General features: G+C 44.9%; 14 protein-coding genes. 6 read left to right on the plus strand and 8 right to left on the minus strand.

Annotation, left to right across the window (positions count from 1 at the left end):
* Positions 1 to 121: 121 nt before the first annotated feature.
* Positions 122 to 1,510: an MATE family efflux transporter gene (locus V6C21_RS04825; RefSeq protein WP_045085303.1), complete on the minus strand. Its 1,389-nt coding sequence runs from the start codon at positions 1,508 to 1,510 to the stop codon at positions 122 to 124.
* Positions 1,511 to 1,838: 328 nt separating this feature from the next.
* On the minus strand, positions 1,839 to 3,179 hold the full coding sequence (locus tag V6C21_RS04830; RefSeq protein ID WP_479268481.1) for an amino acid permease: 1,341 nt from the start codon (positions 3,177 to 3,179) through the stop codon (positions 1,839 to 1,841).
* A gap of 215 nt (positions 3,180 to 3,394) precedes the next feature.
* Between V6C21_RS04830 and V6C21_RS04835 the strand changes: the two genes are divergently transcribed.
* Both V6C21_RS04835 and V6C21_RS04840 read left to right on the plus strand, forming a co-directional pair.
* Positions 3,395 to 3,916, plus strand: coding sequence for a peptidylprolyl isomerase (locus V6C21_RS04835; protein ID WP_034838687.1), 522 nt, complete (start codon positions 3,395 to 3,397; stop codon positions 3,914 to 3,916).
* A gap of 81 nt (positions 3,917 to 3,997) precedes the next feature.
* The gene (locus V6C21_RS04840) at positions 3,998 to 4,285 is read left to right on the plus strand and encodes a hypothetical protein (RefSeq protein ID WP_479268482.1); all 288 of its coding nucleotides are present in this window, start codon (positions 3,998 to 4,000) and stop codon (positions 4,283 to 4,285) included.
* Positions 4,286 to 4,401: 116 nt separating this feature from the next.
* Here V6C21_RS04840 and V6C21_RS04845 read toward each other — a convergent pair whose 3' ends face one another.
* The 4 genes from V6C21_RS04845 to V6C21_RS04860 all read right to left on the minus strand — a co-directional run bounded on the left by V6C21_RS04845 (position 4,402) and on the right by V6C21_RS04860 (position 8,786).
* The gene (locus V6C21_RS04845; protein WP_034838692.1) at positions 4,402 to 4,641 is read right to left on the minus strand and encodes a hypothetical protein; all 240 of its coding nucleotides are present in this window, start codon (positions 4,639 to 4,641) and stop codon (positions 4,402 to 4,404) included.
* Positions 4,642 to 4,754: 113 nt separating this feature from the next.
* Positions 4,755 to 5,891 carry a serine hydrolase domain-containing protein gene (locus V6C21_RS04850; protein ID WP_479268483.1) on the minus strand — a complete coding sequence of 379 codons (1,137 nt, stop codon included), beginning with the start codon at positions 5,889 to 5,891 and terminating at the stop codon, positions 4,755 to 4,757.
* A 327-nt stretch (positions 5,892 to 6,218) separates the two neighbouring features.
* The gene (locus V6C21_RS04855; protein ID WP_034838695.1) at positions 6,219 to 6,638 is read right to left on the minus strand and encodes a zinc ribbon domain-containing protein; all 420 of its coding nucleotides are present in this window, start codon (positions 6,636 to 6,638) and stop codon (positions 6,219 to 6,221) included.
* Between the two features lie 87 nt (positions 6,639 to 6,725).
* Positions 6,726 to 8,786 (minus strand): elongation factor G, encoded by a 2,061-nt coding sequence (locus tag V6C21_RS04860; protein WP_479268484.1) that lies wholly within the window; start codon positions 8,784 to 8,786, stop codon positions 6,726 to 6,728.
* Between the two features lie 420 nt (positions 8,787 to 9,206).
* Between V6C21_RS04860 and V6C21_RS04865 the strand changes: the two genes are divergently transcribed.
* From V6C21_RS04865 to V6C21_RS04880, 4 genes are all read left to right on the plus strand, one after another.
* Positions 9,207 to 10,559: a DNA recombination protein RmuC gene (locus tag V6C21_RS04865; protein ID WP_479268485.1), complete on the plus strand. Its 1,353-nt coding sequence runs from the start codon at positions 9,207 to 9,209 to the stop codon at positions 10,557 to 10,559.
* Positions 10,560 to 10,746: 187 nt separating this feature from the next.
* Entirely contained in the window at positions 10,747 to 13,182 is a 2,436-nt protein-coding gene (locus V6C21_RS04870; RefSeq protein ID WP_045085307.1) for a glycoside hydrolase family 94 protein, read from the plus strand.
* 203 nt (positions 13,183 to 13,385) lie between these two features.
* The gene (locus tag V6C21_RS04875) at positions 13,386 to 13,763 is read left to right on the plus strand and encodes a hypothetical protein (protein WP_045085308.1); all 378 of its coding nucleotides are present in this window, start codon (positions 13,386 to 13,388) and stop codon (positions 13,761 to 13,763) included.
* Positions 13,764 to 13,964: 201 nt separating this feature from the next.
* On the plus strand, positions 13,965 to 14,294 hold the full coding sequence (locus V6C21_RS04880; RefSeq protein WP_034839343.1) for a YmaF family protein: 330 nt from the start codon (positions 13,965 to 13,967) through the stop codon (positions 14,292 to 14,294).
* Positions 14,295 to 14,357: 63 nt separating this feature from the next.
* On the opposite strand, the gene trhA is transcribed toward V6C21_RS04880, so the two are convergent.
* Positions 14,358 to 15,026 carry a PAQR family membrane homeostasis protein TrhA gene (trhA, locus tag V6C21_RS04885; protein ID WP_479268486.1) on the minus strand — a complete coding sequence of 223 codons (669 nt, stop codon included), beginning with the start codon at positions 15,024 to 15,026 and terminating at the stop codon, positions 14,358 to 14,360.
* 108 nt (positions 15,027 to 15,134) lie between these two features.
* Positions 15,135 to 15,668 (minus strand): DUF2284 domain-containing protein, encoded by a 534-nt coding sequence (locus tag V6C21_RS04890; RefSeq protein WP_051492419.1) that lies wholly within the window; start codon positions 15,666 to 15,668, stop codon positions 15,135 to 15,137.
* Positions 15,669 to 16,126 lie beyond the last annotated feature (458 nt).

The following is a 16,126-nucleotide window of genomic DNA, read 5'->3' on the forward strand; positions in this document are numbered from 1 at the left end:
GACAAAAATTTCAATAGATAAATATGGCGAATTATGCAAATTTACTATACATGAAGATAAATAGCAAAAGCCGCACGACGACATCAACAGTCATCGTGCGGCTAAAAGACAAAGTTTAATTTTAATCAATAACGTGGTGCTTATACCACTTTTTGCCGCGAAAACGCGACATAAAAATGATACCGCGCACAGCCCATTCAAGGTCCATGGCAAGCCATACGCCGTTGACACCTAAGTGAAGAATAATGCCCAATACATAGCCCATTACAACCCTGAAGAACCACATCGAGAGCATCGCCATTATGGAGGTGAATCTTGAATCGCCGGCGGCTCTGAGAGCCGAAGGGGTGATAAAGGCGGCCGACCATAGAAGTGTCTGCGCGATTGCATTGATTATAAGGATACTTAAAATATCTGGCACAATCTCGGCCGGCGGGTGGAAGAGGGATACTATTGGATAATACAGCGGGAAGATTATCATAGACATAAGGATAAATGAAATTGAAGAGGCAGTTACAAAGGATTTGACAAATTTGCGCGCGTCTTTTACATCGCGTCTGCCCATACATTGCCCGACGACAGTAACGATAGTCAGCGACATCGCGTTTGCCGGAATCTGAGACAGTGCGGCCATCGAGCCTGCGATAGCATTTGTATCAATGGCATATGTACCAAGGCTGACGATGAAGGTCTGTGTTAATATCTTACCGCCGTTAAAGAACATTTGTTCCGCTGCAAAAGGCAGTCCGATGAAAAATATCCTTTTCAGCATGGAAAAATCAAATTTGATAATATCTATGAACTGAACGCGAAGGTTATTTCCTAACCGGACGACATATAGGATTGCAAGCGCGGCAGCGAGATAACGCGCAATATTAATCGAAATTACCATTCCGTAAATACCCATATGTAAGGTATTTATGAAAATAAAATTGAAGAACACATACGACAGATTCATTGTCAGCGACATGATAAGCGAGGAACGCGTTTCACCTATACCTCTCAAAGCACCGCAGACTGATTCCACAGTACCAATTCCGCAGTATGAGGCGCAGCTGCCAATTATGTAAATCTTCGCGTTGGCAAAAACATCGGGGGCGGCTTTGCCGAACAGCAGCCCGAGGATTTGGTCGTGAAATATAATGATGGTAACGCCTATCGCCAGTGCCAGCAGAAACACTGAACCGATAGTGCCGGCAGCGGATTTTGAGACCATTTTTTCGTTGCCGCTGCCCTTATATTGAGCAACAACAACGGTACCCCCGGTGGCGAGCGCAACAAAAACATTTATAAGGAATATGTTTAAGGAGTCAACCATATTTACGGCGCTTACTGCTGCTACACCGGAGGTGCTTATCATTGCCGTATTAAGAAGGTTTAAGCAGATGACAAAGGCCTGATCAATCAAAACAGGCAAGAAAATAGCTATAACCTGTTTGTAATCTATAGATTCGCCTGAAAACCAGCGTGTTAATATTTTAAAAGTAAAGTTTTTAAGTTTATTGACCAATGGAACTCACTTTCGATACTCACTTTTTGAAAAGCGTTTAGTAAACTAATTAGCTATTTTATCACTTATTTACGTTTATTACAAGTAAATCAAAACTTCGACATAATAGGTTAAGATATCCGCTTGTCAACATAACCTATTAATTAATCCAATCATGCCGCGGAAATTATGGGACATTTCCGTACTTCAGTATCGAGCGGCACATACTGCGCAGGACTTTATTAAGCGTAGTACATTTCCGATGTTCTATACCATACAAACTGCTTCCGTTATGTAATCAATAGTTTTGCCCACTGTTTGAATGAACAGTGGGCATCGGCTGCGATATTCACTTTAAAACCTTGAACTTTTTAAGAACAAAATAGCATAATATGAGGATCGACAGCAGCACTATTCCCCCGACAAGGCCGGAAACTTGTCCCGGATAAAGGGGAGAAGTCAGGAAAATCGCGAGTATCAGGGTGATGAGGGCAAATGAGCTGTATGGATAACCGGGAGCCTTGTACTTTACCCTTTCAGGATCCTTGGAAAGCCACTTTTTCCTGTAGAAATAATGGGTTATCGAGATCGTAAGCCAGTTGAACATCGCGAGAAAACCGCTTGATGACGCCAAAATGACGAATACCTTTGACGGCAGTACATATGAAAGAATCGCGGTTAACAGCAGCACTGTGCTGCTCAATCCCAGTGCAAATACGGGAACGCCGTTTTTATTCGTCTTTAAAAACAGTTTTGGGGCCTGCCCGTCGCGTGCCAGCGAATTGAGCATGCGCGATGAGCTATACATTGATGAGTTAAGTCCGGACAGCGCCGCCGACAGGACAATAAAGTTGAGAATGCTGTCCGAGAATGGGATTTTTAAGCGGTTCATAATCTGGACATATGGGCTTTCTAAAGATGAAAATGTATTCCAAGGGGTCAGAATGAGCAGAAAGAAAATTGAGAGTACATAAAGCGCCAGAACGGTAGAGGATATGATGGTTATTGCCGCCGGCGCATTTTTTTCGGGGTTTTCCGTGTCGGCAATGGCAAGGCCAATGATACCGGTACCAGTATAGGAGAACATGACCATAATCATAGAGGCAAATATGCCCTTAAGGCCATTCGGCATAAAACTTTTATAAGACGAGAACGGGTTGTAGATTTTGAAGGAACCGGCATTGATTACTCCAATCAGTGTCAAAAAACCGAAAATTATAAACAGAATAAGGGCGATTACTTTGACGGACGCAAGAACCATTTCAATACTGCTGAGCCCTTTTAAATCATTCAGGTTGATAACTGCCATGACAGCAGCGTAGATAATGCAGAATACCCACAGCGGGATTTTAGGGAACCAGAACTGCGTAAAGATGGCCGCAGCGGCCACTTCGCTTGCCATGCCCAATATACCGCTGCACCAGAACATCCAGCCGTTTACGAATCCAATCCAAGAACCGAAGATTTCAGAAGCGTGAACCCTGAAAGCGCCTGGGGCAGGGTTGATAACGCACATTTCTGTTATGAACATTACTTCAAACGCCATTATAATACCGCCCGCTAAATAGGAGAGCAGAGCGGCAGGTCCGGCGACTGAGATTACTGTTGAACTCCCGAGAAAAATGCCGGAGCCTATAATATTCCCCAGGGACATTATAATAAGCCTGTTTCTATTAAATCCTTTGCCCAATAAAATACACTCCGTTAGCCAGTATTACATATATTATCTGCAGAAAGCTTTTAATTATAGTGTTTGAAAACGTATTTGTTAAATTTGAGCGCGTGATATGAAGCAGAAAAAATTTAGAGCAAGGTTTACATTTTGTCCCTGCCATGCTATAATTCAGACAATTTGAGTATTATGTTCACCGATTTAATAGCAATAAAAAGAAAGAGGCAATAGTTATGAGTAAGAATCCGATTGTAACAATTACGATGGAAGACGGAAACCAGATAAAGATTGAATTGCTGCCCGAATACGCAGAAAACACCGTCAATAACTTTATTTCGCTTGTCAATAAAAAATTCTATGACGGGCTGATTTTTCACAGGGTAATCAAAGGCTTTATGATACAGGGCGGCTGCCCGTATGGAACAGGGACAGGCGGGGCAGGCTATAACATCCGCGGAGAGTTTGCTTTAAATGGCTATGATAATAAACTAAAGCATAAGCGCGGAGTCATATCCATGGCAAGGGCCGCAAATCCTGACTCGGCGAGTTCCCAGTTTTTCATTATGCATCAGGACGCACCCCACCTTGACGGAAGCTATGCCGCCTTTGGCAGGGTCATTGAAGGCATGGACGAAGTGGACAAAATAGCCGAAACACAGGTCGACTACCGCGACAGGCCCATAAAGGAGCAGAAGATAGCCTCCGCAACTGTCGAGCTGTTCGATTATGAGTTCAAGGAGCCGGAGAAAATTTAATTAAATCAAACTGCGTGGCTTTTCTGTCAAACGCCGCACTGATGAATAATGCTTTCAAACCGCCGGTATAATTTTGTTCTAATGAGAAAATATATAAATCGAGATATAGTAAAGGCTGGTGGTTTGTTGCAGTATTATTTAATCAAAGGAGATAATATCGTCGGCAAAATAGACCGCGGCAAAGCCTATTTGTATGATAAGAGGAGACATGTTTGGCAGGAGGACATCAACAACTTTTTAAGAAGCCGCGTATCCGAATATCAAGGCAAGGTTGGCAATCAGCCAAGCGACGGCGATACGCCGATTCCTGCCCTGGCTCAGAAAATTACTGAAGAGCAGGCCAATGAAATCATAAATTCTCAGCAGTAAGATGTCTATATCCTCACTGTGCAAGTTGAGGTTGCGACTAAAAAGAAAAGCCCTTGCAGGTTTGGAAAACGAATCTGCAAGGGCTTTTTGCTTTAATATACCATTCCTTGATTGGCTCAAATTACTCCTGAATCAATAAATCTCTTTGCTTCCTCCTCGCTGATTTCCTGTATCAGTGTGAGAACCGGCGGCGCGCTCATGATATATTCCTTCCGTTCGTTCGGCGCCTCTTTATATCCGATAAGCCTGTTTTCGCTGTCCGGCACCCACCCGTTTTGCTTATCATATATAAATGCACGGCCGTTTTCAATCTTGCCGATGGTGTTCAAATCCTTTATATGATAATATTGCTTCAAAAAATCACCCTGTGTTATTGTTCCCGATTTTCATAGGGAGAACCATAGAACTTTGCGAATCAGCAAACAAGCAAAATGCCGCCGGTCAAACCGGCGGCATAATTTATCTTAAGTCATGTTTCTTGGATGGGGTCTACCGACGGCAATACATAATTCTCAACTATGTATAGCGTGTCCTTGCCGTTTTTAGAAGAGACTTGGACATCAGCGGTAACAACTACAACCATATCCAGCTCAGGGATTTGAACAATCAGCTGGCCGCCTGCGCCGTCAGCCCTGTAACTGAAATAATCCTTGTTATTGGCGGAATTATGCAGTGTTTTCAGCCAAAACAGATATCCGTAATCGTTACTCTCGTTTGCGGTAATATGCTTTTTCGTTGATTCTTCCACCCATTCCTGAGGGATAACCTGTTCACCGTCCCATTTTCCGTTGTTCAGGTACAGGTATCCGAATTTAGCCATATCCCGCGGGGTGAGGGACAATCCATATCCGCCGCCATAGTATCCTTTCGGGTCAGTTACCCAGTGCTCGGCGTTTATACCTATCTTTGAAAATAGGTATTTCTCGGCAAATTCTTTTGTGTTCATGCCGGAAACCTTCGTGATGATATTGGATAAAAACTGCGTAAGACCGGTGTTGTATACAAATTTTGTTCCGGGCTTGTCGGTCATCGGCTTTTTCAGCGTATAGGCAAGCCAATCATCGCTCGTAAAAAAGCTTGCATAGTTATTATCAACGGTTTCAAGTCCGCCGGACATTGTAAGCGCATTTTTCAGCGTGATTTCCTTTTTGCGCGGGTTGTCAATTTTCTTAAAATATTCTGGCAGCAATTCGCCGACAGGCTGGTCCACATTTTTTATTAGCTTTTGCTCGATTGCTATTCCAGTCAGAGCTGACATAATACTCTTTGTGACCGAATAAACTGGATTTGCCTTGTCTCTGTCTGCCCCATTATAATATTTTTCGTATATAAGAAATCCGTGCCTTACGACAAGCAGACTGCGGACATTCGGGTAGTTTTCCTTTATGAGTTTATCCGCTTCCTCAAGACCGGCTGAGCTGACACCCTGTTTTTCCGGTGTGCTGATACTCCACGTCTTTGTAGGCCAGTTTGCATTAGACACATCGTTAGTGCCGGAATTGTTCTGGTTTGCTGCTGAAACGCTTTTCTCCTGTTTTGTCCTGCCGGAACAGCCGCATGTCAACAACATGACTGCGGCGATAAAGATGGCAAATATCTTTTTCAAAATTGTCTTCCCCCTTTTTTTGCGTAGGTACAGTTTTTGCTGCAAGATTTATACAGAGATTATCTGCCCGTAATCTGCAATCAGGCCGTTTGAATATGTGTATTAAACCGCGAATCGTGGCCATATATCATTGAATATAGAGTAGGCAGCACCCATGAGTATCAATGTAACATTGAGGATAATAAATCAATAATTTGGGCAACAGAACAACATCCAATATGCGGCCGGCATAAGAAATTGGGGGCTGAGTAAACATAAGCTCCCCGCCGGATATACACAAAAATAAGGGCTGTATCAACGCTGTAATACAGCCCTTATTTTTGTTACCTAATGTTGGGGAAAACCCATGATGATGAAAATTATGAAAAAGACAAATGTTCCAATATCAAACACTGTCGCGATAATACACATATACAGCGCTGTGTCAATTTTGTCAAACCCGCTGTCCAGATCTTTTTCAGTGTCGGCAATAAGACATAGTAACGAGGCAATCGCGCCGAGTACTGTCCCTATTGGATTAAAAATCGGTATGAGGATAAGGCTCCAGATTAAAATTGGCAACTGGCCTTTGATTCTGGGCGGAGCAGTGGGTTTGGATTGGGCTTGAGGTGCAACAGGAGCTATTTCTAACGCTCCAGATGCGGCTGGCCTGCAGCAGGTTTCCATTAAAGGCTGTTTTAAACCGCAATTTGAGCAAAAACGGCTGCTGTCGTCGAGTGCCGTGCCGCATCTTATACAGTATTTCATCAAATATGAACCTCCGGCCAGCGTGAAATGTTAAGTATTAATAGAGAAACGCCATTAAGATAATGATAATACCGGAAGCCCAAAACGTCAACCTGCCGACTGAGCAGATCTTGCGGCGGCAACTGCCTGCGCTACCTGCGGGGGAGCTTCCTCGTAGCGCAAGAATTCAAAGGTGAAGCTGCCTCTGCCTTGAGTAATTGCACGAAGGGAAACGCTGAAATCATGCATTTCCGCGATAGGAGCTTCTGCCTGTATGATTTCCCGTCCTCCCTCAATGTGGTCCATGCCAAGTACCCGTCCGCGTCTCTTGTTTATTTCTCCGATAACGTCACCCAACGCGCTTTCCTGGACATTGACCTTGAGCAGCCCATATGGCTCAAGCAAAACAGGTGAGGCCTGCGGGAGAGCTGCTTTTAAAGCGAGAGCCGCCGCTGTCTTAAAGGCCATTTCAGAGGAATCGACGGGATGGTATGACCCATCGAGCAAAGTCGCTTTGATATTGACGACCGGATAACCGGCTATGACGCCGTGGCTGACAGCTTCGCGAAGCCCCTTTTCAACGGCTGGGAAATAGTTTTTAGGCACAGAGCCGCCGAACACCTTTTCTTCAAACACCAGTTCCTCGCTGTCGGAAGGCTCAAACTCAATGATAACATGCCCATACTGGCCATGACCGCCGGTCTGCTTTTTATGTTTGCCCTCGCATTTAACCTTTTTACGGATTGTTTCGCGATAGGCTACTTCGGGAGTGGAAAGCGTTACGTCAGCACCGAATTTCGATTTCAGTTTTGATACAGTGATATCTATATGTAGTTCACCGAGCCCAGACAGAATCTGTTCCCTTGTTTCAGGATTGGTTTCATAAGTGATGGTTTGGTCCTCTTCCATAATGCGGTGAAGCCCGAGTGAAATCTTTTCTTCGTCGCCCTTTTTCACTGGCTTGATGGCCATGGAAAGGCATGGGCGCGGGAATCTGATTTCCGGCAGTGACACGACTTTTGTCGGTTCGCAGAGCGTGTCACCGGTCTTAGGTGTATTCATTTTAGCAATAGCGCCGATGTCGCCGGGGCCTATTACAGCAGTTTCAATCTGCTTTTTGCCGCGCAGCAAGCAGAGTTTGCCAACTCTTTCAGGTTTACCTGTTCTTGAATTGACAACGATGGTTTCAGGCTTGAGTTGGCCGGAATAGACGCGAACATAAGAGAGCTTGCCCACATATGGGTCGGCCACAGTTTTAAAAACAAACGCCGCGAGCGGTTCGGTATTAGACGCATTGAGAGTTACCTCGCCGCCGTCCGCGCCCTTTGCTTTGTATTTCGTGTCCGCGCTTGGAAAAAGTGAGGTTATTCCGTTAAGGAACATATCAATGCCGGCGCCTGTGACGGAAGAACCGCAAAATACGGGTGAGATGGTGCCGTCTCTGAATCCGTTGAGTATGCCGTTGGTAAGTTCTTCTTCAGTGAAAGCTTCTCCGGAAAAATATTTATCAAAAAGCTCGTCGCTTGTCTCGGCCACCGCCTCGCTGATCGCAGCGATTAGTTCGTCGAGTTTATTTCCTGTATCCGGCAAAGGCACTTCAGCTGGTTTTCCTTTATCGTATCTGTATGCCTTCTTTGTAATGATATTTATGTAGGTGAGAGTTCCGCCTTCGTCAAAAGGCACAATCAGCGGGCAAACAGCAGCTCCGAAGGTAGATTTAAGCTCTTCCAGCACTTTATAAAAATCAGCCTGTTCCTCATCGAGCTTGCTGATAAAAAACGCGGCTGGCATGTGAGCTTCCCTTACCTTTTCCCATGCAAGCTCTGTCCCGACATGAATACCGGATTTTCCCGAGACAGCTATTACAGCGCAATCAGCGGCGCGCAGACCTTCTACCACTTCACCCTCAAAGTCCGGCTGTCCGGGGGCATCAAGAATATTGATTTTACATCCATTCCATTCAATCGGGGCGACTGTCAGGAAAATCGACATATGGCGCCGAATTTCCTCTGGGTCACAATCGCAGATGGTTGTTCCGGAAGCGATTGAGCCCAGTCGCTGGCTTGTTCCGGAAGCGTATAGCATTGCTTCAGCAAGAGAGGTTTTTCCACTCGAACCGTGGCCTAACAGTACAACATTTCTTATTTCCTTCGAACTGAACTGTTTCACTCAAAAAACCTACCTTTCGATTCGGCCGGTAAACTGACAAATCGGCGGAAGGCGGGTTCGCCTTGCAAATTTGTAAAAGCGGTGTTGCGACAACTGCTTTTTAAGGTTCAGGGGTACAAATTCGCCATAATGCCAAAGGACCGTGCCGAAATTTTTAAATGCTATTTGGCAAGGGAAAGCAATCAAAAAAAGAATGTAAACTTCATACTTATAGTATATATGCATTCAACGAAGTTTTCAATAACTTTTTAAACGATTAGCATAATTAATGCACATAATATGATTAAAAAATTGTCTATAATGCTTAATATACATACATTTTACATAAATATTCTATCGTGGTAAAATAAGCTTTGACAAAAGCTACTCACTGTGGTTTTTATGTAGATAGATGTAAAAAAATTATTTAGAGAGGTAAAAATGGAAGATACTTTATTGATTTTAATAGTTGTTTTTTCCGCAATTTCGCTCATTTTTTCATTTGCAACATTCATAGCTGTCAGGCGTGTCAAGACTGAAAACAGCCAAAAGGATATATTGAAGCGGATTGAGGATATCCGCCGGGATATGCTCGATGATTTAAGGCAGGCGAGGCTGGAAAACCAGCAGACCACACAGAATATAGTAAAATCGATGAGCGATGTGCTGAGCAACGGCATTTCCCGTACAGCGGCCGTACAGGACACAAGGCTTGCGGAGCTAAACGCACAGCTCTCGCTGCGTCAGGAAACGCTCCAAAAGACTGTTACCGAAATGCTCAAACGCATGGACGCACAGCTTTTCGCCAACATGGCCCGCAGCGAAGAGAAGATGGAGGCGATACGTTCAACCGTTGAGGAACGGCTTACGTCCCTTCAGGCGGAAAATGCGAAGAAGCTCGATGAAATGCGCTCGACTGTCGATGAAAAGCTTGAAAAAACACTCCATGAAAGAATAGGGCAGTCGTTCAAGCTTGTCAGCGACAGGCTCGAGCAGGTTTATAAAGGGCTCGGGGAAATGCAGACGCTGGCAGCCGGGGTCGGCGACCTGAAAAAAGTTTTATCAAACGTAAAGACACGCGGTGTACTGGGTGAAGTCCAGCTTGGGGCTATTCTTGAGGAAATACTGTCGCCTGAGCAATACAGTGCTAACGTCGCGACCAAAAAGGGCAGCAACTGCGTCGTCGAATATGCCGTAAAACTCCCGGGAACAGGGGACAGGAGCGTATGGCTGCCTATTGACGCTAAGTTTCCGGCGGACGCATATACTCAGCTTATTGACGCATATGACAGCGGAGTGCCTGAAGCGGTTGAAGCTGCCGGTGCAGCGCTTGAGCGCCGTATAAAGCTGTTTGCGAAGGAAATCAGGGATAAGTACATAGATACGCCGAACACGACTGATTTTGCGGTTATGTTCCTGCCTTTCGAGGGACTATACGCGGAAGTAGCGAGGCGCGGACTTTTCGAGGTGCTTCAGCGGGATTATAAAATAACGGTGGCAGGGCCGACGACAATGGCAGCTTTCCTAAACAGCCTGCAGATGGGATTCAGGACGCTTGCAATCCAGAAGCGTTCAAGCGAGGTCTGGGCGGTGCTGGGCGCCGTTAAAACTGAATTTGAAAAATTCGGAAATGTTTTGGCGTCTGCACAGCAAAAATTGACCCAGGCAAATACCGAGCTGGACAAGCTTGTAGGCGTAAGAACCCGTCAGATTCAGCGCAAGCTGGATTCCATTGTAAGTATGCCAGATACTGAAATTGGTATTCTCGGAAATGAATTTACAGAGAACAAATGAGCAGGATATTACAATTTTTTAAAAAAATCATTGAAATTTATCAAGCATTGTTTTTTTCTTGAAACAGTTATGATAGAATATATAGATGTAAAAGTTGGCTGCCGGCTCCAAATAAACCTAACTTTAGAAAAGTTCGGAGACAGATCATTTAAAGAAATGTGACATATAAGATTACGGAGGGATTTACTTGAGATTTGGCCATTTTGACGACAAAAGACGGGAGTATGTTATAAATACGCCCAAAACTCCTTATCCATGGATTAATTACCTTGGCACACAGGAATTTTTTTCGCTGATTTCAAATACAGCCGGTGGATACAGCTTTTATAAAGACGCACGTCTCCGCAGAATCACAAGGTTCCGATACAATGATATTCCAGTCGACAGCAACGGGAGATATTTTTATATAAATGACGGCGGTGAAATATGGTCGCCCGGCTTCAAACCCGTTCAGAACAAACTCGACTTCTACGAGTGCCGTCACGGCCTGGGCTATACAATAATCACAGGGCGGAAAAACGATATCGAAGCTCAGGTAACATTTTTTGTTCCGATAAATGCAAACTGTGAAATCCAAAGGCTCAAGCTCAAAAATGTAGGTTCAAAGAACAAAAAGTTCAATGTATATTCCTTTATAGAGTGGTGCTTGTGGGACGCCAACGATGACGACCGCAATTTCCAGCGCAATTTCAGCACCGGAGAAGTTGAAATTGAAGGCTCGACGCTTTATCATAAGACCGAATACCGCGAGCGCCGCAACCATTTTGCATTTTACCATGTAAATGCGGACATCAGGGGCTTTGATACGGACAGGGACACATTCCTCGGACAGTTCAACGGGCTGAACAATCCTGACGCGGTAACGCGAAACAAGTCCTTCAACTCCGTTGCAGACGGCTGGTCGCCTATAGCGTCACATAATGTAGAGGTTGTGCTTGCGGCCGGTGAGGAAAAGGAACTGATATTCATACTCGGTTACTGCGAAAATCCTGCGGATAAAAAATTCATGCCTGACGGCAGCTTGAACAAGGCCCCCGCCCATGAGCTAATTGAGCGGTTCAACACTACAGAAAAAGCGGACAAGGCCTTTGCCGAGCTGAACGACTATTGGAGCAGCCTGCTCACCCAGTTCCATATCGACAGCCCGGATGACAAGCTCAACCGCATGGTCAACATCTGGAACCAGTATCAGTGCATGGTCACTTTCAATATGTCGCGCAGCGCTTCATATTTTGAGTCTGGTGTCGGCCGCGGCATGGGATTCCGCGATTCAAACCAGGATTTGCTCGGATTCGTCCATCAGATTCCGACACGCGCCCGGGAGCGTATCCTCGACCTTGCCGCGACACAGCTCGAGGACGGCGGCGCATACCACCAGTATCAGCCCCTTACTAAAAAGGGCAACAACGCCATCGGCGGCAACTTCAGCGATGACCCGCTGTGGCTTATCATTTCTGTCGCCGCTTATATAAAAGAGACAGGCGATTTTGATATACTCAAAGAAAATGTGCCGTTTGACAATAACGAAAAGCTGGCCGCTCCGCTGTTTGAACATCTGCGCCGCTCGTTCTATCATGTTATAAACAACCTCGGCCCCCACGGGCTGCCGCTTATCGGCCGTGCCGACTGGAACGACTGCCTTAACCTCAACTGCTTCTCAACGGAGCCGGGCGAATCGTTCCAGACCACAACAAATACGGAGGGCAAAGTCGCTGAGTCAGTGCTCGTCGGCGGTATGTTTGTTTATGCCGGCCCTGACTTTGTTGAGCTTTGCCGGCGCATGGGGTATAACGATGAAGCTAAAAAGGCACAGCAATACATCGACAAGATGGAAGAAGCGGTGCTGAAGTATGGCTATGACGGTGAATGGTTCTTGCGTGCATATGACAGCTTCGGCAAAAAGGTCGGCTCAAAGGAATGTGAAGAGGGCAAGATTTTCTTAGAGCCTCAAGGTATGTGCGTAATGGCCGGTATCGGCGTTAAAACCGGAGAGGCAAAAAAGGCACTTGACTCGGTCAAAAAGTACCTCGATACAAAATACGGCTGTGTGCTGTTAACCCCAGCTTATACTAAGTATTCACCTGCGCTTGGAGAAATCTCGAGCTATCCGCCGGGATACAAGGAGAACGCGGGTATCTTCTGCCACATCAATCCGTGGATAATGGCGGCTGAAGCGACTATTGGCCGCGGCGACAGGGCATTTGAGCTTTATAAGAAGATAGCCCCGGCCTATATCGAGGATATCAGCGAAATCCACAAGCTGGAGCCTTATGTTTACTCTCAGATGGTTGCTGGCAAAGACGCAAAACTTTTCGGACAGGCCAAAAACTCATGGCTGACTGGTACCGCGGCTTGGAACTTTGTAGCTATATCCCAGTTCATCCTCGGTATCAAGCCTGATTACGACGGATTGAAGATTGACCCCTGCATCCCGTCTGATATGAAGGAATACACCGTCACAAGGCATTTCAGAAACGCTGATTATGTTATAACTGTAAAGAACCCGAACGGCGTCTGCAAGGGTGTAAAAGAGGTTACCATCGACGGCAAAAAGGCAGAAAGCAATATCCTACCGGTCTTTGCTGACGGCAAAAAGCACACTGCAACAGTTGTTCTTGGATAATTTGCAGTTCAGTGGTGTGCGGGCAAATGTCCGTACACCATTATTTTTTGTTTTGCTCTTATAACAGGCGCGTTTTATGCATAGATGACCGCCCGCAAAAGAAAAATTTAAAATGAATCCAAAAATTTGTTTACAGAAATGTCCTTTTAATTTATAATTACATTTGAAAATCAATGGAAATAGATCCGTAAGGAGAAGATAAAATGGCGGAGGAAGCTTTTATCCCGAGTGTCGAATACAAGAAGTTCGCGGAAGCGAACGGAGAAGACACTTTTATCAGAATGAACCTTTTGTATATCGCATTTGAGCTCAATGACCTATACAGTGAAGAGAACAATGCTGACGGCGAATTTGACGAGCTTTGCGAGGATATCCTCGATATGTACTTGGACGACCAGTTTGAGGGATTCAACGTTATCGACATCGCCGACGGAGCCGCATTTATTATTGAAGACAGCAACTATACTGTTCACGAGTATGTCAGAACATACAGGCGCAACAGGGAAAAAATCTGCGAGGAGCTTTTGGCTTACCTCAACAAGCAAAGACGCCTTGCCGTTGAAGAAGCAAATCAGCAGTAATCGAATAAAAAAGCGGTAAAAGCACCCCTGACCAAAGGCTTTTGGCCAGGGGTGCTCTGTTATATGTGCAATAAGTACCTTGTCCCATTTCATTCATATAATGGTATGAAGGGGGTGATTGCTTTGTACAAGCAGTCATATTGGGACAAGTACGCATATGATTGCGAGGCTCGGTGTGCACCATACGGACATGGGCGCGAAATGCAGACTCATACGCATGAATTTATGGGCAGCACAAAAATTGCTGAGAAAGGCGTTGAGTGCCATAACCATAGATTTGCAGGAGTGTCAGGAGAGGCCATTCCGCTGCCGTATGGCGACCATAAGCACGCAATATTTGTGAGAACCGATTTCTTCGGTCATTTTCATTTTATAAGGGCTTTTACAGGCCCCGCGATTCCTGTCGGCAACGGCAAGCATGTGCATTTTGTCAAGGGCTTTACTTCACTAAACGACGGGCATTACCATGAGTTCCAGTTGGCAACGCTTATCGAAGACCCATTGCGGCACGACGGCCGTTTATATTGTTGAAAAATAATCCCCGTCAGCGTTAACTGACGGGGTTTACATATTAGTGCTAATGTTATGCGCTGCTTAAACCGGTTTTGCGAGCACAATATAGAACAAAATTGAGAAATAGTGCAGGATACTGCCGCCGACCACAAAGAAGTGCCAGACGGAGTGGATGAATTTTTTGCGCCTGCCGATGAGATAGAGTACAGCGCCTATTGTATAGAGAATACCTCCGGCGAGAAGCAGCAGCAGCCCGGGCATAGCCATGCGCGAAATGAGCGGCTTTATGGCGACGATTATCGCCCATCCCATGATGATATAGCATATCATCGAGAATTTGGCGAACTTTTTAAGGTTGACTGCTGTCAGCGTGATACCCAAAGCGGCGGCACCCCAGACTATGCCGAACAGTGTCCAGCCGAGCGCACCTCTTAAAGGTACCAGCGTAAAGGGGGTATATGTTCCCGCAATAAGAAGATATATAGTGCAGTGGTCGAGGACCCGCATTACCTTTTTGCCTGCGTTTGGCCTTAAACTGTGATATATAGTCGAGTTAAGATAGAGCAATATGAGTGTGGAGCAATAGATAACTACGCTGACTGTGCACCACGCGTTATTATGCAGGGCAGAGAATACTGTCGCGACAACCAGTGCGGCAATTGCCAACGCTGCCCCGATACCGTGGGAGATGGCGTTGATAAGTTCCTCCGCAAGGCTGTATTTATGAAGTTCGATTTTGTTAAGAGCCATGTTCTTTTACCTCTGTCAATTTATTACAGTTTTTAAATTATATAAATATTATACTACCAATAGAAGCAAATGAAACGGAAAAAATAAGATTTATGAAAATTTTCATTATCATTCAATAAATACAGCGGAATACCAGTTTTGCTCCTGGGTATCGTTTTGAAGCACATCTATAGGCAGCCCGAGGCTTCGAACAGTCTTAAAAACATCAATGCCTACGGAGTGAAACGCAGGCCTTGCGGTTTTGGGGAAACGGCACTCCTTTCCCTCGACACATGAACAGGTTTCGCAGCTTGAACAGTCGCTGAGGGAGAATGCAAGATAATAGCCCGCTAAAAAAGCGCTGCGCTCCAATTCATATGAGATTTTCTGGCTCAGCTTTTTGTCATGGGTATGTATGATAATGCCGTAAGAATACCGTCTTAAGATTTTTTCGAATTCCCATGGCATAGGAAAGCCCGGCCTTGACGGACAGGTATGGTTTTTTCCCCAGTCGTTGCACCCGAACATACATTTGAGCAGTGTCCTGCTGTCAAAAACAATGTCATCGATTTCAAACAAAACGGCGTCAGCCGCCCCCATTTTTATTGCCTTGTTGATAAAATTTTGGACGTCGGGGTTATTTTTAATAATTTGCTCTTTCATAGTTCCCATCTCTTTATACTGAATATTTCAATGACAATTAATTTAACCAAAGCTTTTAATAGGATTTTACTTCAAACCGCTGAAATTTGCAATTATAAATGTAGTTATGAGCGGATAAAAAACACTGCTGCTGTGATTTTATTGCATTTTTGCTGCGGCAATAAAAACAGGCTGCGGGCGGCATAAAAATTTTTATGGGACTTAAAGAGGCGGGTTTTCTGAAAAATGCGCACAAATTATGCACAAAAATTTCCGACAATTTATTATTGGATTAGTGCAGTTATGTAGACAATAAAACTTAATTAATTTATAATAATTATATTAGATTAAAAGATAAAGTATAATATTTTTCGCAAATTCATAGAAGTCCAATAAAAATGACATGGACGTAACCGTTTGGTAGAATTAAGTTAGCACACAAAATACCAACCAAAGGAGGTTACGTACCATGTCAGATA

The organism is [Clostridium] cellulosi (assembly GCF_036762875.1).
Lineage (GTDB): Bacteria > Bacillota > Clostridia > Oscillospirales > Ethanoligenentaceae > Ruminiclostridium_D > Ruminiclostridium_D cellulosi.

Bases quoted from the DNA above. Each gene is read 5' to 3' on its own strand.
- V6C21_RS04855 (WP_034838695.1), bottom strand. From the start codon at position 6,638: ATGAAATACTGTATAAGATGCGGCACGGCACTCGACGACAGCAGCCGT.
- V6C21_RS04875 (WP_045085308.1), top strand. From the start codon at position 13,386: ATGGCGGAGGAAGCTTTTATCCCGAGTGTCGAATACAAGAAGTTCGCG.
- trhA (WP_479268486.1), bottom strand. From the start codon at position 15,026: ATGGCTCTTAACAAAATCGAACTTCATAAATACAGCCTTGCGGAGGAA.
- V6C21_RS04835 (WP_034838687.1), top strand. From the start codon at position 3,395: ATGAGTAAGAATCCGATTGTAACAATTACGATGGAAGACGGAAACCAG.
- V6C21_RS04840 (WP_479268482.1), top strand. From the start codon at position 3,998: ATGAGAAAATATATAAATCGAGATATAGTAAAGGCTGGTGGTTTGTTG.
- V6C21_RS04865 (WP_479268485.1), top strand. From the start codon at position 9,207: ATGGAAGATACTTTATTGATTTTAATAGTTGTTTTTTCCGCAATTTCG.
- V6C21_RS04890 (WP_051492419.1), bottom strand. From the start codon at position 15,668: ATGAAAGAGCAAATTATTAAAAATAACCCCGACGTCCAAAATTTTATC.
- V6C21_RS04880 (WP_034839343.1), top strand. From the start codon at position 13,965: ATGCAGACTCATACGCATGAATTTATGGGCAGCACAAAAATTGCTGAG.